Raw genomic sequence first — 16,724 nt, 5'->3', positions numbered from 1 at the left:
GACCTGCTGAGGTGCTGGACCGGCACCTGCACCACCTGCGGCCAACCCCTCACCACCAACAGAACCAGACCCAGAACCTAACGAAGCACTACTAGACAGCCGTGATTTACACCGGGTTGTACATCCGTGAATCACGATCGGGCATCAGACGGCCTTCGCCTCGCGCGAGGCGATGAGCCGGGCATCGGAGGGGCTCGACCTCGTCCAAGTCCGGCCACCCACCACGTCCCACGGAGCGTGATCATCAATGCGCGGGTTCCACTTTCGCGACAGGCCCTACTCGACGATGCCCAGGTCGAACAGGTGCGGACCGTGCTGGAACAGGGCGCCCAGGCGCATGGCTTCGAGGCTGATCTGTGGACGCTGGAGCGGGACGAGTCGGAGATCGCCCGCTGGATCGCTCATGAGCGGCCACGCATCGAAGGGTCGGGCAAGCGGACGCCGGGCAGGGCACGGTCATCCCCGGCCGCCGTACCGGCGCGCTGGGCGGCCTACGCCTTCACACCGCCGCGTCCGCCGGCTTCCCGCGGAAGTACGACACCCGTCTCGGCGGCTACGGGCTCGGAGTCGTCTGACCGCGACAGTGCGCTGGGGGGGGCAGCGGGACGTCACGGTGAGCCGACGGCGCCGGTGAGCACAGGTTCGGCGCGCACCACCGCGGCATAGGAGCCGAGGCCCATCAGGCGCGCCCCGGCGATCTCCCCGAGGGCGGTGTAGAGCGTGAGGATGCGACCGGAGACGGGGTCGAAGGCGATGTCCCTGACCGTTCCGTGCTCGACGCCGTGCTCGGTCAGGACCCGGCTACCGAGTGCCCGGTGATGGGCAGGCACACGGTCCTGCCCCCGCTCGGCCATGACACGTGAGTGGACGATCACCGCGTCCGTGCCCACTGCCTCCACAGCGCTCCACGGCAGCGCTTCGGCGCGGTCGGCCGCCCCGGACAACCGCACCGCGGCCACCGTGGCGGCGTCCTGTGCGTCGACGGTCAGGTCCGCCACCTTGCCCACGGTGGTCGCGTCGTCGGCCGTGATCACGGGTAGGCCGAAGGCCTGGGAGAAGAGCATCGCGGGTCCTCCTTCGTCGGGCGGAGCGGCGCCTGGTCAGCGGTGCCGCATATGAGTGAGGAAGGCTTCGACCTGGGCGGCGAAGCTGGGCAGGTCGTCCGTCACGAAATGCTGTGCCTGCGCGGGAACGACGAGGGCCTGACCGGAGACGGCCAGGGACTGCCCACGCGGCACGAACACCTTGCGGTGCCGCCGGTCGAGATTGTCGTTGGAGGCGACCTCGAAGCCGACCACCCGGCCGCTCGTCCCCGTCTCGATGACCAGGTCAGCCACGGTCCCGATGTTGGTGCCCTCCTCGGTGAGGACGGGAGCCCCCAGGACTCGGCCCCGATCGGCCTCACCGCGCCCGACGACCGCGTCCCGGTCTTCGAAGAGAGCCTGGCTGACGATCATCACCGCGGATGGCCCGACCGCGTGCACATGGGAGAAGGGAAGACTCTGCTTCAGCGGCCCGGCCAGCAGGCCTCGCCCGCTCAGGGTGAAACCGGTGATCCGGCCCGCCGGCCCGTCGAAGACGACATCCTTGATCTGTGCCACCGCCTCCCCGCCGAGTGTCACCACCGCTCGTCCGGACAGTTCGGATGCGAGTACGAGGGTGTTCACCGTCCGCCTCCCCGGCCGGCGCGCCCGCGGTTGACCGCGATCACCGTTCCGGACCGGCGTCGTGCCTGAACGAGGACCAACGCCCCGGCGAGCAATGCCACCACCGCGACGAGGACGACCAGCCAGAACCACAACATCGTCTTCCACCTCCCTGCCGTCGGCCATCCGCCGTGAATCGAGATACGCTCAGCGACCTTTCCGTGGTGTCCTGTTGCCCTCTGTACTGGCAGACACGCCTGCGTTTCGCAGTGGGATACCGGCCATCCGCGTACGCACCGCGGTCCGCGTACCGGGCACCTGTTCCAACGCCTCACCACAACCGACAGGAACCGCCCTTTCGCCTGCGAAGGCCGGGCGGAACGGCGTCGCCGAAGAGCGGCACGCGGCGGCCGGCCCCGTGGGCAGCGGGACGGGCAACAGCGCGGACCCGGCGCGGTGCCCGCGGCGCAGCCGATGCCCAGCGCCGCGACCAGCAGGGCGGGCGGCCTCCGCCGCAGAGTCGGCCGGGGCGGAGGCGGAGGTGTACCGGTAGGCCGCGCTGAGCACGGGAGCCATGAGCAGGCCGGGCAGGACGCACGCCGTCAGGGCCGTGGCCGGTGTGCGGGCGGTGAGCAGCGGCAGCCGGCCCGCCGCGAAGCCCCGCACGGCACGGGCAGCTGCCGCGCCACCGTTCCGGGCCACGGCCGGGCGCCGTACGCGAGTCCGCCTGGCAGCGCCCCTACGGAGACGGCTGCGGGCAGCGCGCCGGACGAACGGACACGGCCTGAGCACCCTGCCGGACGGACCGCGCCGTCCGGGGCCGCCCGACGGCGGACGGTCCGTCCGTGGTCGTGCCACCACGGACGGACCGGCCATCACCCGCGTGCGAACCGCGGGGTGGCGTCAGCGCAGGCCGAACGCCCGGATCACGGTCTGGTGCACCGCGTTGCCCGCCGAGTCCTCGGCGCTCGCCCTGAGCGACACGTAGGACGCGTTCTTCGACGCGTCCAGGCGGTACCGTCCGTCATGGTCACCGGTGGCCCTGTGCCATGTCCTGCCGTCGTCGTAGGACAGCTCCAGGGTGACCGCGCCGACCCGGCCGGCGCCGGCGGCACCCGGCAGCTGCGCGGCGGTGGCGGACAGGGTGTCGTGCCTTCCGGCCCGCCCGGCCTGGTCGGTGTCGACCGTGTAGTCGATCTGCACCAGCGGCAGGACCGAGTCCGAGCCGTCCGACGCCGCCTTCGAGGTGAAGTCCCATTCGGTGCGGGTGCCGGAGGAGTACGGGGTGAACGGAACGTCGCGCTTGCCCGTGACGACGAGCCGGTACGGCAGCTTGCCGGCGCTGGGCGCGTCGCCCGAGACGTTCGTGAAGGTTCCGGTGCCGAGCTCCTTGGTGCCCTGGTAGAGGGTCTGGCGCTGCTCCGCTGCGCTGTCGATCTGGTTCATGCCGACGTGGTCGCGGCTGCCCCAGGCCGGGATGTCGATGTACAGGTGGTCGCCCTTGCGCGTGGGAAGACTGTAGACGTCGTTCAGGTAGGGCCGTTCGATCGGCTTGAACCATTCCTCGGACTGCCTGCTGCCCGCCCGGTAGGCGGTCCTGGCCCCGGCTTCGAAGACCATGCCGTCCGCGTAAGCGCTCTGGCTCCAGCTGTTGAACCCCCCGGTGGAGACCCAGTCGGTGCGCTTGCCGCGCACCGGCTCCGGCATCATCTCGCCGATGGCCCAGTCGTTGTAGGCAGGCCAGTCGAAGCGGAACTCGCCGCCGGTCTTTCCCGGGGCCGGGCTGTCGAAGGTCTCGTCGACCCGGGCGAGGTTCCTGGAGCTGCCCGGCACCACCATGCGGTCGGGGATCTCGTTGTGCCAGGTCCGGCTGAGGTCGTAGACGTACGGGCTCACGGGCGCGGAGTCGACCGTGACGGAGGCGTCGCGGGTCCGGGCCTGCTGGACGAGCTTCTCGCCCTCGTCGGTGCTGAGCAGGCCCACGTCGAGCGGGACGGGTGTCGAGCCGAACGGCGCGTTGTAGCGGCGGAAGCCGCGGCCGTCCACGTTGTTCACGACCAGCATGAGTTCGGCGCCCGCGGCTGTCGCAGCGGCCGCCTGGTCGATGTCGGTGACGTCGTCGTTGCGGCGTACCACCACGGCCTTGCCGTGCGCGTCGAGGTGCGCGTAGTCGCTGCTCGCGCCCTGGCCGGCGAAGACCAGGGGGAGCTTGGCACTGCCCTTGGGCAGGGGGGTGACGCCGTCCTGGCGCAGCACATCGGTGAAGTCGGTGGTGCGGGTCGAGACGGCCAGCGCGGGCTTCTCCTTGCGCCAGCGGGCCGCCAGGTAGAAGTCGCCGTGGGTGACCTTGTGGGTGGTCGGCTGGGCCCACAGGCTGTCGTAGTTGGTCTGGATCTCCATGTAGTCCCGCCAGACCTGGCCGCCCATCATGCGGGTGTAGTCCAGTCGCTGGTAGGTCGTCTCGGTCCGCTGAGGAGCCGTCATGTCGATGCGGCCGATCCTGGACGCGTCAAGGGTGACGGTGGTGTCGCGGTCCATGGTGACGTCGGGGTCGCCCAGCAGGGCCATGCCCCACGAGTGGGGGCCGTGGACGCCCTGCACCGTCTTGAAGGAGAGCACCGAGTACACGTCCTTGGGCAGGTACAACTGCCCTGTGCCGGAGGCGTCGATCTCGACGAACGCCGGGGAGTCGTCACCGGACCTGAGCAGTTCGACCACGCCGGACATGGGCCGGCCGTGGGCGTCCTTGAACGTCATGGTCAGTTTGTGTACGACGTCCCCGAGGGAGACGGCGGTGTGCGCCGCGACCTTCCCGGCCGCGGTTCTCGCGACGACCTGACCGGTGTACCGGCCGTCGGCGGGGGCGGCCGAGCCGTCGATGGTCACGGTGACACCGGCGCTGCCGTGCGCGGGCACGACCACCTGGGAGGCGGAGAGGCGGAACACGCCGGCCGGGGCGTGTGCGGCTTCGACGGTCAGCGCGAGGGCGACCGGCGTGTCGGTGGTGTTGGTGTACGTCACCGGGCGCCGCACGCCGCCGGCGGGGTTCTGCGGGACCTGCGCGGCATACGCGGTCGCCGTGGCGAAGACTCCGGCGTGCGCGGCCGCGGCGAGGTCGAGGCGGCCGCTGCCCGCCTGGAAGGCGTCGTACTGCGGGGTCTGCCGGGAGCTGCTGGTCAGCAGGTCCTTCAGCTGGCCCCCGGTGAGGTCCGGATGAGCGGCGGCCATCAGCGCGGCGGCGCCCGTCACGTGGGGCGTGGCCATAGAAGTGCCGCTCATGGTCTGGTAGGCGCCCGCGTCGTTGCCGTCGAACCGGGAGTTGGCCGCCAGGATGCCGACGCCGGGCGCGGTGATCTCCGGCTTCAGGGCGCCGTCCACGCGGGGGCCCTGGCTGGAGAAGTCGGCCACGGAGTCGCCGGAGTCGACGGCGCCCACGGTCAGCGCGGTGCTCGCCGCGCCCGGTGCGCCGATGGTGGCGGGTGCGCCCGCGTTGCCGGCGGCGACGACGAACAGCGCGCCCGTCTCGGCGCTGAGCTTGTCGACGGCCTGGCTGAGGGGGTCGGTTCCGTCGGACGCCCGCGCGTCGCCGAGACTCATGTTGATGACCTTGGCGTGCTGGTCGACCGCGGCCCATTCCATGCCGGCCAGGATCCAGGAGGTCTGTCCGGAGCCGGTGTCGTCCAGCACCTTGGCGATGTCGAGGCGGGCACCGGGGGCGACGCCCTTCTCCCTGCCGTCGGAGGCCGCGCCGGTGCCGGCGATGATGGACGCGACATGCGTGCCGTGGCCGAAGCGGTCGTCGGTGTTCTCGCCCGGCACGAAACTCTGCCGGCTCGCGACGCGGTCCACGAGGTCGGGGTGTCCGGCGTCGATGCCGGTGTCGAGGACCGCCACGTCCACGCCTTGTCCGGTGTTGCCCTCCGCCCAGACCTGCGGCGCGCCGATCTGCTTGGTGCTGTCGGCGAGGTCGGCGTGGACGAGGCCGTCCAGCCAGATGTGCGCGATCCCGTCGGCGAAGGCGGGTGCGGCGGCCTGCTTGCGGGCTCGGTCGGTCGTCGCCGTCCCGGCCACGGACTTTCAGAAGTCCGCGGCGCGCGAGCGGTCCGCGGTGAGGGCGGCGCCGCGTATGCCGTCGAGGGTGCGGACCCGGGTCGCCCCGGCGGGCAGAGCGGCGGCCTTGGGGCGTGTGCCGGCGGAGTGCGTGTAGGAGACGATGAGCGGCAGCCGGTCGCGGTGCGCGTCGTCGTACCCGTCGGCGATCATGTCCGTGATGTTGAACAGCTGCCGGTCCAGGGTGCCCTCGGCGACGAAGGGCAGTACGGACTCGGGGAACACGTAGAGGTCGTCGCCCGATGTCAGGATGCGGGTCTGTACGGGGCGCCCGCCGGCACCGCGGACGCTGACGGTGCCTCCGGCCTTGCCGTCCGTGCCGGGGCTCCGCCGGGTGGTGACCACGTCACCGGTGATCAGCGTGACGGAGTGGTCGCCCGCGGGCACCCGGTCGGACGCGGATGCGGTGGACGCGGCGTAGAAACGGGCTGCTGAGGACGCCGAGGCAGTCGCGTCGTAGGGGCCCGCCAGCGCGAGTACCAGAGCGCCGGCCGCAAGCGGCACGCTCCAGCGTCTGCGGTGGTGTGCTTTCACAAGGTCTCTCCCGGCTCTGCGGTCGGGCAGAGCACGGTCGTCCTCTGCCGTCCATGGTGCGCCACCTGACCGGTCGTCGGCATCGAGGGGGCCTGGATCCCTTCCACAGGCGGCGTGAACGATCAGAGTGAATGCTTGTGAAGGAGAGATGTCTAGATCAGACTCGTGTCGTAGATCGCCAGTTGGCGATTCGCGTCACGCGCATCCCGACGGGCCGTCGGGCGGTGATCACGGGAGGGCGGCCGGTGCTGAGCACGCTGGGGATCAGCGAGTTCGACGAAAGGGTCTACCGGGTCTGTCTGACCGGGCCGGGCCGGACGGCCACCGAGATCGCCGAGAGCCTGGGCACCACGCCCAGCCGGATCCGGCGCACGATCTCCCGGTTGGTGGAGCTGGGCATGCTGCGGAAGGAAGGGCACGGCCAGTACCGTCCGGTCAGCCCGCACACCGCGTTGAGCGCGCTGCTCGCCAGACGCCGGGCCGAGAGCGAGGCGGCGTTCACCGCGGTGTGGGGCACCGTCGAGGACCTGGCGGACGAGTACCGTGCCCGCCGGCTCCGGGAGGATCCGACCGGACTGGTGGAGGTGATCACGGGCGAGGCGGAGATCACGTTGCGCGTCGCCGAACTGATGCAGTCGGTTCGCACTCACTTCTGGGTGCTCGATCGTCCTCCCTATCTCGGCCATTACAGCACCGAGTTGGAGGAGGCCCTGACGATGGACCTGCTGGGCCGCGGCGTCGACATCCGGTCCGTCTACACCCCGGAGGCGCTGGCGAAGCCCGGCCGTTTCGAGCTGATCACCCACCTCGCCCGGATCGGCGAGCAGGCCCGCATCCTGCCGGCCCTGCCGTTCAGACTGCGCATCATGGACCGACGCGTCGCGCTGGTCGCGCTGGTCCCGGGCCGTTACGACATGATCGCCGTGGTCCACAGGTCGGGACTGCTCGACGCGCTCCTGGAGTTGTTCGACTCCTACTGGCAGCGTGCGCAGTCCGTCGGCGCCACCGACCCGGTGACGGCCGACGGGCCGAGCGCCCAGGACCTGCTGCTGCTGAAGATGATGCAGGCGGGGTACAAGGACCAGGCGATCGCCCGGCAGCTGGGGACGAGCGCGCGCACCGTGACCCGCCGGATAGCGGCGATCGCCTCCGGGCTCGGCCTCGACACCCGCTTCCAGGTGGGAGCCGAGGCCGCGAAAAGAGGCTGGATCTGAAGGGTGTTACAGAAGGCCGTGAACTCGGCATCTCCCTTGTACGGGTGGGGCGTTGAAGGCCGAGGAGCTCGGCTTCGGCTCCGGGATGACGTGCCGGCGCCGACTGCGGGGGACTGGGACGTGGCCGCGAGGCTGGACCGGTCCCGCTGCGTTGTCGGCTCTTCCCACGTCAGGGCCCTGCAACGGGGCGCCGCACGGGCCCGTCGCCGGCCGACCGGGGCCGGACAGGCTCCGAACACCACTGCGCGACTCCGCCTGTCCGAGGCCGCGTGGGCCGTCCACGGCGCCGGCCGGACTCGGCGTCAGACGTGGCGGTGGTATGCCTTGTTGGCGATGCGCCAGCCGTCGTCGGTGCGGATCAGCAGGAAGACGTCCGTGAACGTGTCCGCACCGTGCGAGAGCGTCACGGTGGCCGTCGCGACAGTGCCGTGGACATCGACGGCCTCGATGCGGCGGGTGCGGGTCGGTTCGTCCGGGGCCGGCCGGCCGTGGAACAAGGCGCAGTACTCCTCCAGGCGCCAGGAGACGAACGCACCGTCCCGGATGCCTTCGATGTGGGCGGTGGGAAGGAACGCGGTGCGGAAGTGGGCGGGGTCGCCGGTGGCGTGTCCGCGGATGTAGGCGCGAAGCGGTTCGAGCACGGTGTCCGCCACGGCGGGGACCGTGGCGGCGACGGCGATGTCGGCCTCGGGCGTCGCGGGGGTGTCGATCAGGCCCGTCGCGCTGCACAGGGGGATGCCCGACGCGTCGGCCAGCAAGGCCATGTCCTTCGCCAGCGCGCCGATCGTGAATTCGGCCGTCCCAGCGGTGGGTTCGCCGCGTAGGTACCGGCGCTTGCGGGCCACGAACGCGCCGAGCTGGCCGAGTTCCAGAACGTCCAGTACCTCAGTACGGGCAAGGCCGAGAGCGTCGGCTTGCCGTAGTGAGTCACGCAGCGCCAGGACGGTCCCGGCGAGGCTGTTGTTGGCGATCAGCTTGAGCGCGGCGGCTGTGGCCGCGTCGTCCGCGCGCCGGACGGTGCCCAGCGTTTCCAGAACCGGCCGGACCCGGTCGAATGCGTCCTGTTCGGCAGCGGCGAGGATCCGCAGGGTTCCGCTTGCGGCAGCGGGCACCGAGCCGAGAAGGGGCGCGTGGACGTAAGCCGGTCCCCATCGCAGAGCCAGCCGCGATGCTTCGGCGGGGGAGACGGTGCCGGTGTTGAGGACGATCGTGTCACTTCGCAGCGCGTCACGGACGTCGTCGAGGACGCGCTGGCAGGCCGGGCCGTCGAACAGTGACAGGAGTACGAGGTCTGCCCGAGCGACGGCCTCCTTCGGGTCCACGGTCGTCTTGACGGTGCCCGAGCCGCGGCCTGAGCGTGTCCAGCCGACGACGTCCCAGTCTCGGGCAGCCAGTCGCGTCGCCATCGCGCGGCCCATGTGCCCCAGGCCGAGGACGGCGATCGAGTGCGGTGTGGTCATGCGCCCCACAGTGATGCACGCCGGTTCATGCGACAAGCGCAGGTTGCGCATGCCTGCCATGCTTGCCCCGCATACCGACTGACATACTGCGGCCATGGATCTGACGGTGTGGCGTGCGTTCGTGACCGTGTGCCGGACCGGGTCGCTGTCGGCGGCGGCAGCCGAGCTCAATCACACGCAGTCGGCCGTCTCCCGGCAGATCGCCGGACTGGAGCGACGCCTCGGCGTGCCCTTGGTGGAGCGCCACGCGCGTGGTGTGCGCCCGACGCCGGCCGGCGAGGCGTTCCGGCGACATGCCCTCGCCACGCTCAACGAGGCCGACCGCGCCGTCCGCGCGGTACAAGCCGTTCGCGACGGGGTGGGTGGTCGGCCCCTGGCCATCGGGGCGACGCCGTCTCTGGCCGCGGGAATCGTCCCTGAGGCCGTCCGAGCCCTGCTGGAGCGGGCCGGAGCCGTCCACTGGAGCCTGCTCCCCGCTGTGAGCGCACAACTGCACAGCCGCGTGGCCGCCGGCGATCTCGACATCGCCGTCGTCACCGACGCCCCGCCGGGGCTGGCGGTCAGCCCGACGGTGGACCGGAGGTTCCTCGGGCTGGACGAGATGGTCGTCGTACTGCCCTCCGGCCATCCGCAGGCCGGACACGGCCAGGTGCACATCCAGGCACTGGCCGACCAGACCTGGGTCGAGGACAACGACGGCTCGGCGACGCTTCTGCGCCAGCACGCCGCCCGCGCCGGAGTGAGCGCACGCATCGACCTCACCGCGGCCGATCTGCCCGGCAAGCTGGCCCTGGTCGCCACCGGTCACGCCATCGCGCTCATCCCCCGAGTGCTGACGCGCGCCCTGAGAGCCGATGTCACCACAGTCACCCTCGTGAATCCCCCGACCCGCGGCATCTACGCGATCACACCGCGCCGCGACCCCCACCCCTGCTCAGCACCCCTGCGCGACCTACTCGCCGTAGCCATCGACGCGATCCGCCCGGCCCCAGCCGCTCACCGATCCGGTGCGACGGACGGCCATGCCGGTGCGCCGATGCTTCACCGTGACATCAGTGACTCGTAAGCCGGAACCGGTGCGGGGGAGGGGGGCCACTGTGCCTCATCTACCGTGCGAGGCTCACACATCCTAAGACGGAACCCTCCCGCTCGCGGCCCGAACCCGGCAGCTGCCGGTCACGGCATCAAGCGGTGAAGAGGCGGACCGAGTGCCGCGAGCCGCGCGCCTCGCCCGCGGGTGTGCCGACCACGGCCGGCCGGGAAGCGGCATTCCGCGCACGCGGCCCGGAGGGGGACGTGCGCAGGCCCGCAACGGTACCTAGGCTGGAGAGCGCAGGTCTGTGACCCAGCCTGGAACGAGTGACGCAGGGCCCGGTCCGCCGCGGCCAGGCCGCGACGGGCGGCGACCGGTGCGGGCAGGCGCGCCGTCGAGGGTCGGGGATGGACCAAGGGTGGTTCTGAACCATGAGCGACGTACATCAGCTCGAACGCAGCCCGGTGAACCTGGACGGCGGCACCGTGCTCGCGGCGTGGGAACGGTTCGTGCGCGGCGAGGACCAGGACCCGGATGTCCGGCCCCTGGTGGCGATCTCCTGGCATCGCTGCCGAGAGCAATACCGGGTCGATCCTCACCTCACAGAGGCTCCGGTGGCCGTCGCGGAGCTCGACCATACGCCGGAGCGCGACGTCGTACTCGCCGAGCTGGGATTCCGCGCTGCTTCCCTGGCGCATGAGGTGGGCAGCCTCGGCGGCGTCGTCACTGTCACCGACGCCACTGGCCGGATCCTGGCCGAGTGGGGTGACCAAGCCACGCTCGCCAGAGCCGGCGACCCCCATCTGGCGCCCTGGTTCTGCTGGTCCGAGTGCGCGGTCGGCACGAACGGCATAGGCACGGCGCTCGAGGCGCACGGCCCGGTGACGATCAGGGGTGCGGAGCATTGGTGCCAGGTGCTCCACGACTGGGCCGGCGCGGGCATCGCGGTGCGCGACGTGGTGACCAGAGAACCGATCGCGGTGCTGAACGTCTGCTGCTGGCGCAGCCGGCTCCCCGCGTCCACGGAGAGCTGGCTGGCGAACGCGGCCACCATGACTCAGTGCCCCCTGAAGAGGCGCGCCCGGGACAGCGGTGCCGAGCTGGTCGCGGCCTATACCCGGGCCAGAGCACAGTCCGGTGCGGCACTCGCCGCGGTCGACACCGCGGGCAAGGTGGTGATCGCCGACGACATGGCAAGCGCGGTGCTTGGCGTTCCGGCATGCACCCCGGCGGTCGACCCCACGCTGCGATGGAACCCCGGGCTGCCCGAACTGATCACTGCCGCTCGGTATGCCACCGGACAGGCGGTCAACGATCCCGACTGGGTCGGCTCGACACAGATCTTCGCCCACCTCGCCGACGAACCGACATCGATCAGCATCCGACCCGTCTTCTCGTCCGGACGTCTGATCGGGAACCTGGTCTCCTTCGGCGCCACCGACGGGGCGCAGCTGCCCCAGGCGGAGCGGGTCGTGCACCTTCGGGCCCGGCCGCGCCGACTGGTCGCGATGCGGGACCACCGGATGGTGCTGCTACGGCTGCCGGAAGTCTCCTTCGCCGAATCGCACGGGAACGACGTCTGGCTCTCCACCGACCAGGGGAAATTGCGAGCCGCCTCACTGAGTCTGGACAAACTCGAAGGTGAGCTGGCGGGTGCCGGCTTCCTGCGGGTCCACCGCCGGTACGTGGTCAATCTCAGCCGCGTCAGGGAGATAGAGCGCGGGCTCAAGGGCGAGCTGTTCTTGGTCATGAACGACCGGGCGAACGCCATGGTGCCGGTTTCCCGGCGGCACGCGCCGGCCGTGCGTCATGCGCTGGGCATCTGAGTGCTCCGGCCCGGCCTCTGTCACCGGAAGGAAGAGTCCCGTGTCTGACAGTCCGGACGTCGTTGACGGCGAGACGAACGTGGGGGGCGCGGGCGGCCTCGGCCTCTCCGCCCCTGCCGGGCACCGCGGCCACGCGACGGGGTGCGCGAGCAACCGCGACTGGTGGCCGGACCGGCTCGACCTGGGGATTCTCCGGAGACATCCCGCAATGGCCGACCCCATGGGCCCGGACTTCGACTATGCCGCGGAGTTCCGGACGCTCGACCTCGGCGCCCTGGCGCGGGACGTCGACGAGGTGCTCACGACGTCGCAGGAGTGGTGGCCGGCCGACTTCGGCCACTACGGGCCGCTCATGATCCGGATGGTGTGGCACAGCGCGGGTACGTACCGCGTCCACGACGGCCGTGGCGGCGCCGGCGCAGGCATGCAGCGATTCGCGCCGCTGAACAGCTGGCCGGACAACCGCAACCTCGACAAGGCTCGCCGGCTGCTCTGGCCGGTGAAGAAGAAGTACGGCCGCAAGATCTCCTGGGCCGACCTGATGATCTTCGCGGGCAACCGCGCCCTGGAGACCATGGGCCTCGCGACCTTCGGCTTCGCGGGCGGCCGGGCGGACGTCTGGGCGCCCGACGAGGACGTCTACTGGGGTCCCGAGCACGCCTGGCTCGGCGACGAACGTCACGGCGGCGTCCGGGAGCTGGAAAGCCCTCTGGCCGCTGACCAGATGGGCCTCATCTACGTCAATCCGGAGGGCCCGAACACCGTCCCGGACCCGCTCACCGCGGCCCGGGACATTCGTGAGACGTTCCGGCGCATGGGGATGAACGACGAGGAGACCGTCGCGCTGATCGCGGGCGGTCACACGTTCGGCAAGACCCACGGCGCGGCCGACCCGGTCGCCTGCCTCGGCCCCGAACCCGAGGGCGCGCCCCTGGAGGAGCAGGGATTGGGCTGGAAGAGCGGCCATGGCACCGGAAAGGGCAAGGACACCGTCTCCAGCGGGCTTGAGGGTACGTGGACACCTACCCCGACGAGATGGGACAACAGCTTCTTCGAGACCCTGTTCGGCTACGAGTGGGACCTGGAGCTGAGCCCCGCCGGTCTGTGGCAGTGGACCCCGAGAGACGGCGGCGGGGCCGGCACCGTGCCGGACGCCCACGATCCGTCGGCGACACACGCCCCGACGATCCTGACGACGGACCTCGCGCTCCGGTCGGACCCCGTCTACGCGTCGATCTCGCGACGATTCCTGGAGAACCCCGACCAGCTCGCGGATGCCTTCGCCCGGGTCTGGTTCAAGCTGACGCACCTCGACATGGGCCCGGTCCAGCGCTACCTCGGACCGCTGGTTCCCCGGGAGACGCTGCTCTGGCAGGACCCGGTCCCGGCCGTGGACCACGTGCTCGTCGAGGCGGCGGACCTCGCCGCGCTCAAGAGCCAGGTCCTCGCCTCCGGGCTGTCCGTCTCCCAGCTCGTCTCGACCGCGTGGGCGTCGGCCTCGACGTTCCGCGTCAGCGACAAGCGGGGCGGGGCGAACGGCGCGCGCATCCGCCTGGATCCGCAGCGGGGCTGGGAGGTCAACGACCCCGGAACGCTGGCACGAGTGCTGCGCACACTGGAGGAGATCCAGGAGTCGTTCAACAGTTCCCAGACGGGGAACAAGAAGATCTCGCTGGCCGACCTCATCGTGCTCGGCGGAGCCGCCGCCGTCGAGCAGGCCGCCAGGACCGCCGGCCACGACGTCCGGGTCCCCTTCAGCGCGGGACGCACCGACGCCACGCGGGAGTGGACCGATGTGGACTCCTTCGCCGCGCTCGAACCGACCGCGGACGGGTTCCGCAACTACCGTGGCAAGGACAACCGGCTGCCGCCGGAGCGCCTGCTGGTCGACCGTGCGAACCTGCTGGACCTGACCGTGCCCGAGATGACCGTCCTCGTGGGTGGCCTGCGGGTGCTGGGCGCCAACCACCAGCAGTCGCCGCTGGGTGTCTTCACCTCGACGCCCGGGTCGCTGACCAACGACTTCTTCGTGAATCTGCTGGACACGGGCACGGAATGGCAGCCGGCCTCCGCGCATGCGGAAACCTTCGAGGGGCGCGACCGCGCCACCGGCGAGGTCAAGTGGACCGGTAGCCGCGTCGATCTCGTCTTCGGCTCGAACTCCGAGCTGCGTGCCGTCGCGGAGGTCTACGCGAGCGACGACGCACGGGAGAAGTTCGTGCAGGACTTCGTCGCCGCGTGGGCCAAGGTCATGAACCTCGATCGGTACGACCTCGTCTGACCGACGCGCCGCGATGCGGCTCGGTCCGTCTCAACGGTGGCACATCGGTGACGAACGGCGGAAAGTCGCGGACGAACGGCGTGATTCGGCCCGGACCAGGACGTACCTTGTCGGTGTGATCCGTCCGGCGTAGCGTGTTTCCCGACTCCAGTTTTCACATCCTTTCTGCTGTTATTCATTCGGCGTGGCGCGCTCCTCGAGTACCGATTACAGCCGGGCAGCGGGCGATGCGAAGAAGGAAATACAGGGAATCGGATGAGGGGAGAGAAGCCCCGATGACGACGACCGCGCACGAGCGGGCCGACCTGCTGGACAAGCTCGGGTTGGCCACACAGAACAAAGCAGCGCTGGGTCAAGTGCTGGGAACCGGAAGCATCGGGCAGGCGACCGAGGGACCGGACGGCCGCATGAAGGCCACCATTCGCATCCACCCGGACGAGCTGACCTGGGATCCTTCCATTCTGGTCATGCCCCACGGAGGCGATATCGAGTTGGAGCTCGTCAACGACGACAAGAACACGCACTGCGCACTTCTGCCGAGCAATGGCGACAGGAAGTTCATCTGGCTGGTGAACCATTCGCACGGGCATGCGCACCTCAACCTCGACGGTCCGGGCTACTACTGGTTCGGCTCGCCCACGGGCAATGACGAGGGCCGGGGGCTGACCGGGTCCATAGTGGTCCTGGGAGACGCTCCGCCGGAGGCCCGCCTCGACCGTCCCGAACAGCCGCGGCCGTAGGCAGAAGCAGGAGGTGGAGGAAATGACCGTCGACTACGCCGACTACGTCGACGCGGGTGAGGCCGTCGACCAGGGAACCCTGAATTACAAGACCCCGGGCGGAGACGTCGCGCCGCCGGTAGTGGCCGGTGTCGACTACGAGCGCATACTCAACGCCCGCCAGGAACCGCAGAACTGGCTCACCTACTACGGCGCCTACAACGGGCAACGCTACAGCCCGCTGGACCAGATCAACACGGACAACGTCAAGCGCATGGTCCCCGCCTGGGTCTTCCAGGCCGGCACGACCGGACTGATCGCGGGCGCGTCGACCTACTCGTTCGAGGCCGCCCCGATCGTCGTCGACGGGGTCATGTTCCTCTCCGGCTGGGACGGCTGGGTCTGGGCCCTCGACGCCAAGACGGGTGTGGAGATCTGGCGGTACAAGCACGCGGTCCCCTTCGACGTGTCCTTGTGCTGCGGGAACGTGAACCGCGGGGTCGCCGTGGCCCAGGGGAAGGTCTTCTTCGTCACGGCGAACGCTCGTGTGCTCGCGCTCGACGCCACCACCGGCAAGCGGGTCTGGGACAAGACCTACGGGGACGTCCGGGCCGGGGAGAGTGCCACGCTCGCCCCTCTCGTCGTGAAGAACATGGTCATCGTCGGAAGTTCCGGTGGCGAGTTCGGCGTACGCGGCCACCTCGACGCGTTCGATCTCGAAACCGGCGAGCACCAGTGGCGCTGCTACACAGTGCCCAAGCCCGGGGAGCCCGGCTCGGAGACCTGGCCCGCCGACGGCGAGGCGTGGGCACGGGGCGGGGCGAACTGCTGGATCACCGGCACCTTCGACCCGGAGACGAACCTGCTGTACGTGGGCACCGGCAACCCGGCGCCCGACTTCGACGGAGAGGTCCGCGAGGGCGACAACCTCTTCACCGACAGCATCATCGCCGTGGACGTGGACAGCGGCCAGATCCGCTGGCACTACCAGTGCACCCCGCACGACGTGTGGGACTACGACAGCATCGGCGAGTGCATCCTGTTCGAGCAGGACGGACGCAAACTGCTCGGGCACTTCGACAAGAACGGCTACTTCTTCGTCCTCGACCGCACGAACGGCGCGAGGGTCGGGATCACTCCCTTCGTCGACCGCATCACATGGGGCGCGATCACGAGGGACGGCCAGGTGACGGCCAAGGTGTACCCGGACAAGGAGGGAGAACCGGTCCACTTCTACCCCGGCCCGGCCGGTGCCAAGGAATGGACCCATGCGGCGTACAGCCCGAAGACCGGACTCTTCTACGTCCCGGTCCAGGACACCGGTGCCACGGCCACCCGTCGGCGGCGGGAGTTCAAGGAGAGCATTCCGTACTGGGGTGCGGGCGTTCAGGTGGACATCGCGGACATGGCGGGGTCCATCAGCGCGTTCGACACCACCGGCGAGGAGAAGTGGCGCTGGCGCAACGACCTCCCGATGTGCGCTTCGACGCTGGTCACCGGCGGCGACCTGGTGTTCGCCGGTGAGCCCTCCGGGGAGTTCAACGCACTCGACGCCCGCACCGGGGAGCTGCTGTGGCAGTTCCAGTGCGGAAGCGGCCACCACAGCAGTCCGACCACCTACATGGTCGACGGCAGGCAGTACGTGGCCGTGCCCGTCGGCTGGGGCGGCTGGGCCGAGGGATTCCTCCCCGGCATGCTGGGCGCGGGGCACGGAAGCGCCCTGATCGTTTTCGCCCTTCCGGAACCGTCGTAGCGCGTGACCGGAGCCTGCCGTGATTCCGGCGGAGAGGAGGTGAATCCATGGAGTCTCAGCTCGCTGTGTGGGAGACGCCCGATTTCGACGAGGTCGCAGTCGCCGCCGAGGTGACCATGTACCTCGCCCGGATGGAGGACTAGCGGAC

At 70.3% G+C, this 16,724-nt stretch carries 13 protein-coding genes and 1 pseudogene; 8 read left to right on the top strand and 6 right to left on the bottom strand.

Translation table 11 applies throughout. The annotated features are described in order from the left end of the window. Nucleotides 1-276: 276 nt before the first annotated feature. From ACZ5DC_RS32540 to ACZ5DC_RS32520, 5 genes are all read right to left on the bottom strand, one after another. The gene (locus tag ACZ5DC_RS32540) at nt 277-405 is read right to left on the bottom strand and encodes a hypothetical protein (RefSeq protein WP_468658657.1); all 129 of its coding nucleotides are present in this window, start codon (nt 403-405) and stop codon (nt 277-279) included. Nucleotides 406-608: 203 nt separating this feature from the next. Beyond that, entirely contained in the window at nt 609-1,064 is a 456-nt protein-coding gene (locus ACZ5DC_RS32535; protein ID WP_468658655.1) for a PRC-barrel domain-containing protein, read from the bottom strand. A 36-nt stretch (nt 1,065-1,100) separates the two neighbouring features. Beyond that, on the bottom strand, nt 1,101-1,667 hold the full coding sequence (locus ACZ5DC_RS32530; protein WP_468658653.1) for a PRC-barrel domain-containing protein: 567 nt from the start codon (nt 1,665-1,667) through the stop codon (nt 1,101-1,103). 882 nt (nt 1,668-2,549) lie between these two features. Further along, complete coding sequence (locus tag ACZ5DC_RS32525) at nt 2,550-5,717, bottom strand: S8 family serine peptidase (RefSeq protein ID WP_468658651.1); 3,168 nt, start codon at nt 5,715-5,717, stop codon at nt 2,550-2,552. A 6-nt stretch (nt 5,718-5,723) separates the two neighbouring features. Continuing rightward, on the bottom strand, nt 5,724-6,260 hold the full coding sequence (locus ACZ5DC_RS32520; RefSeq protein WP_468658649.1) for a hypothetical protein: 537 nt from the start codon (nt 6,258-6,260) through the stop codon (nt 5,724-5,726). A gap of 275 nt (nt 6,261-6,535) precedes the next feature. Here ACZ5DC_RS32520 and ACZ5DC_RS32515 point away from each other — a divergent pair, with 275 nt between their 5' ends. Beyond that, on the top strand, nt 6,536-7,504 hold the full coding sequence (locus tag ACZ5DC_RS32515; protein WP_468658647.1) for a helix-turn-helix domain-containing protein: 969 nt from the start codon (nt 6,536-6,538) through the stop codon (nt 7,502-7,504). Nucleotides 7,505-7,571: 67 nt separating this feature from the next. Continuing rightward, a pseudogene (locus ACZ5DC_RS32510) lies at nt 7,572-7,803 on the top strand (IS5/IS1182 family transposase); the annotation flags it as partial. Nucleotides 7,804-7,806: 3 nt separating this feature from the next. Here ACZ5DC_RS32510 and ACZ5DC_RS32505 read toward each other — a convergent pair. Further along, nucleotides 7,807-8,964, bottom strand: coding sequence for a nuclear transport factor 2 family protein (locus tag ACZ5DC_RS32505; RefSeq protein ID WP_468658645.1), 1,158 nt, complete (start codon nt 8,962-8,964; stop codon nt 7,807-7,809). A gap of 94 nt (nt 8,965-9,058) precedes the next feature. Between ACZ5DC_RS32505 and ACZ5DC_RS32500 the strand changes: the two genes are divergently transcribed. The 6 genes from ACZ5DC_RS32500 (at nt 9,059) to pqqA (ending at nt 16,719) form a co-directional block, all read left to right on the top strand. Continuing rightward, nucleotides 9,059-10,030, top strand: coding sequence for a LysR family transcriptional regulator (locus ACZ5DC_RS32500; protein WP_468658643.1), 972 nt, complete (start codon nt 9,059-9,061; stop codon nt 10,028-10,030). Nucleotides 10,031-10,428: 398 nt separating this feature from the next. Then, entirely contained in the window at nt 10,429-11,823 is a 1,395-nt protein-coding gene (locus tag ACZ5DC_RS32495) for a LytTR family transcriptional regulator DNA-binding domain-containing protein (RefSeq protein WP_468658641.1), read from the top strand. Between the two features lie 40 nt (nt 11,824-11,863). After that, nucleotides 11,864-14,104 (top strand): catalase/peroxidase HPI, encoded by a 2,241-nt coding sequence (gene katG, locus ACZ5DC_RS32490; protein WP_468658639.1) that lies wholly within the window; start codon nt 11,864-11,866, stop codon nt 14,102-14,104. A gap of 275 nt (nt 14,105-14,379) precedes the next feature. Further along, nucleotides 14,380-14,844 carry an MSMEG_3727 family PQQ-associated protein gene (locus ACZ5DC_RS32485; protein WP_366754876.1) on the top strand — a complete coding sequence of 155 codons (465 nt, stop codon included), beginning with the start codon at nt 14,380-14,382 and terminating at the stop codon, nt 14,842-14,844. A gap of 22 nt (nt 14,845-14,866) precedes the next feature. Then, complete coding sequence (locus ACZ5DC_RS32480) at nt 14,867-16,576, top strand: PQQ-dependent dehydrogenase, methanol/ethanol family (RefSeq protein WP_468658636.1); 1,710 nt, start codon at nt 14,867-14,869, stop codon at nt 16,574-16,576. 47 nt (nt 16,577-16,623) lie between these two features. Further along, on the top strand, nt 16,624-16,719 hold the full coding sequence (pqqA, locus tag ACZ5DC_RS32475) for a pyrroloquinoline quinone precursor peptide PqqA (protein WP_468658634.1): 96 nt from the start codon (nt 16,624-16,626) through the stop codon (nt 16,717-16,719). Nucleotides 16,720-16,724: the final 5 nt, after the last annotated feature.

It is taken from the genome of Streptomyces sp. NPDC031445, from assembly GCF_055581365.1.
The sequence above is the reverse complement of the archived record's forward strand: the minus strand, read 5'-3'. Positions and strand labels throughout refer to the sequence as shown.

Bases quoted from the DNA above. Each gene is read 5' to 3' on its own strand.
- ACZ5DC_RS32540 (WP_468658657.1), bottom strand. From the start codon at position 405: ATGAGCGATCCAGCGGGCGATCTCCGACTCGTCCCGCTCCAGCGTCCA.
- ACZ5DC_RS32535 (WP_468658655.1), bottom strand. From the start codon at position 1,064: ATGCTCTTCTCCCAGGCCTTCGGCCTACCCGTGATCACGGCCGACGAC.
- ACZ5DC_RS32505 (WP_468658645.1), bottom strand. From the start codon at position 8,964: ATGACCACACCGCACTCGATCGCCGTCCTCGGCCTGGGGCACATGGGC.
- ACZ5DC_RS32500 (WP_468658643.1), top strand. From the start codon at position 9,059: ATGGATCTGACGGTGTGGCGTGCGTTCGTGACCGTGTGCCGGACCGGG.
- ACZ5DC_RS32495 (WP_468658641.1), top strand. From the start codon at position 10,429: ATGAGCGACGTACATCAGCTCGAACGCAGCCCGGTGAACCTGGACGGC.
- ACZ5DC_RS32485 (WP_366754876.1), top strand. From the start codon at position 14,380: ATGACGACGACCGCGCACGAGCGGGCCGACCTGCTGGACAAGCTCGGG.
- ACZ5DC_RS32480 (WP_468658636.1), top strand. From the start codon at position 14,867: ATGACCGTCGACTACGCCGACTACGTCGACGCGGGTGAGGCCGTCGAC.
- pqqA (WP_468658634.1), top strand. From the start codon at position 16,624: ATGGAGTCTCAGCTCGCTGTGTGGGAGACGCCCGATTTCGACGAGGTC.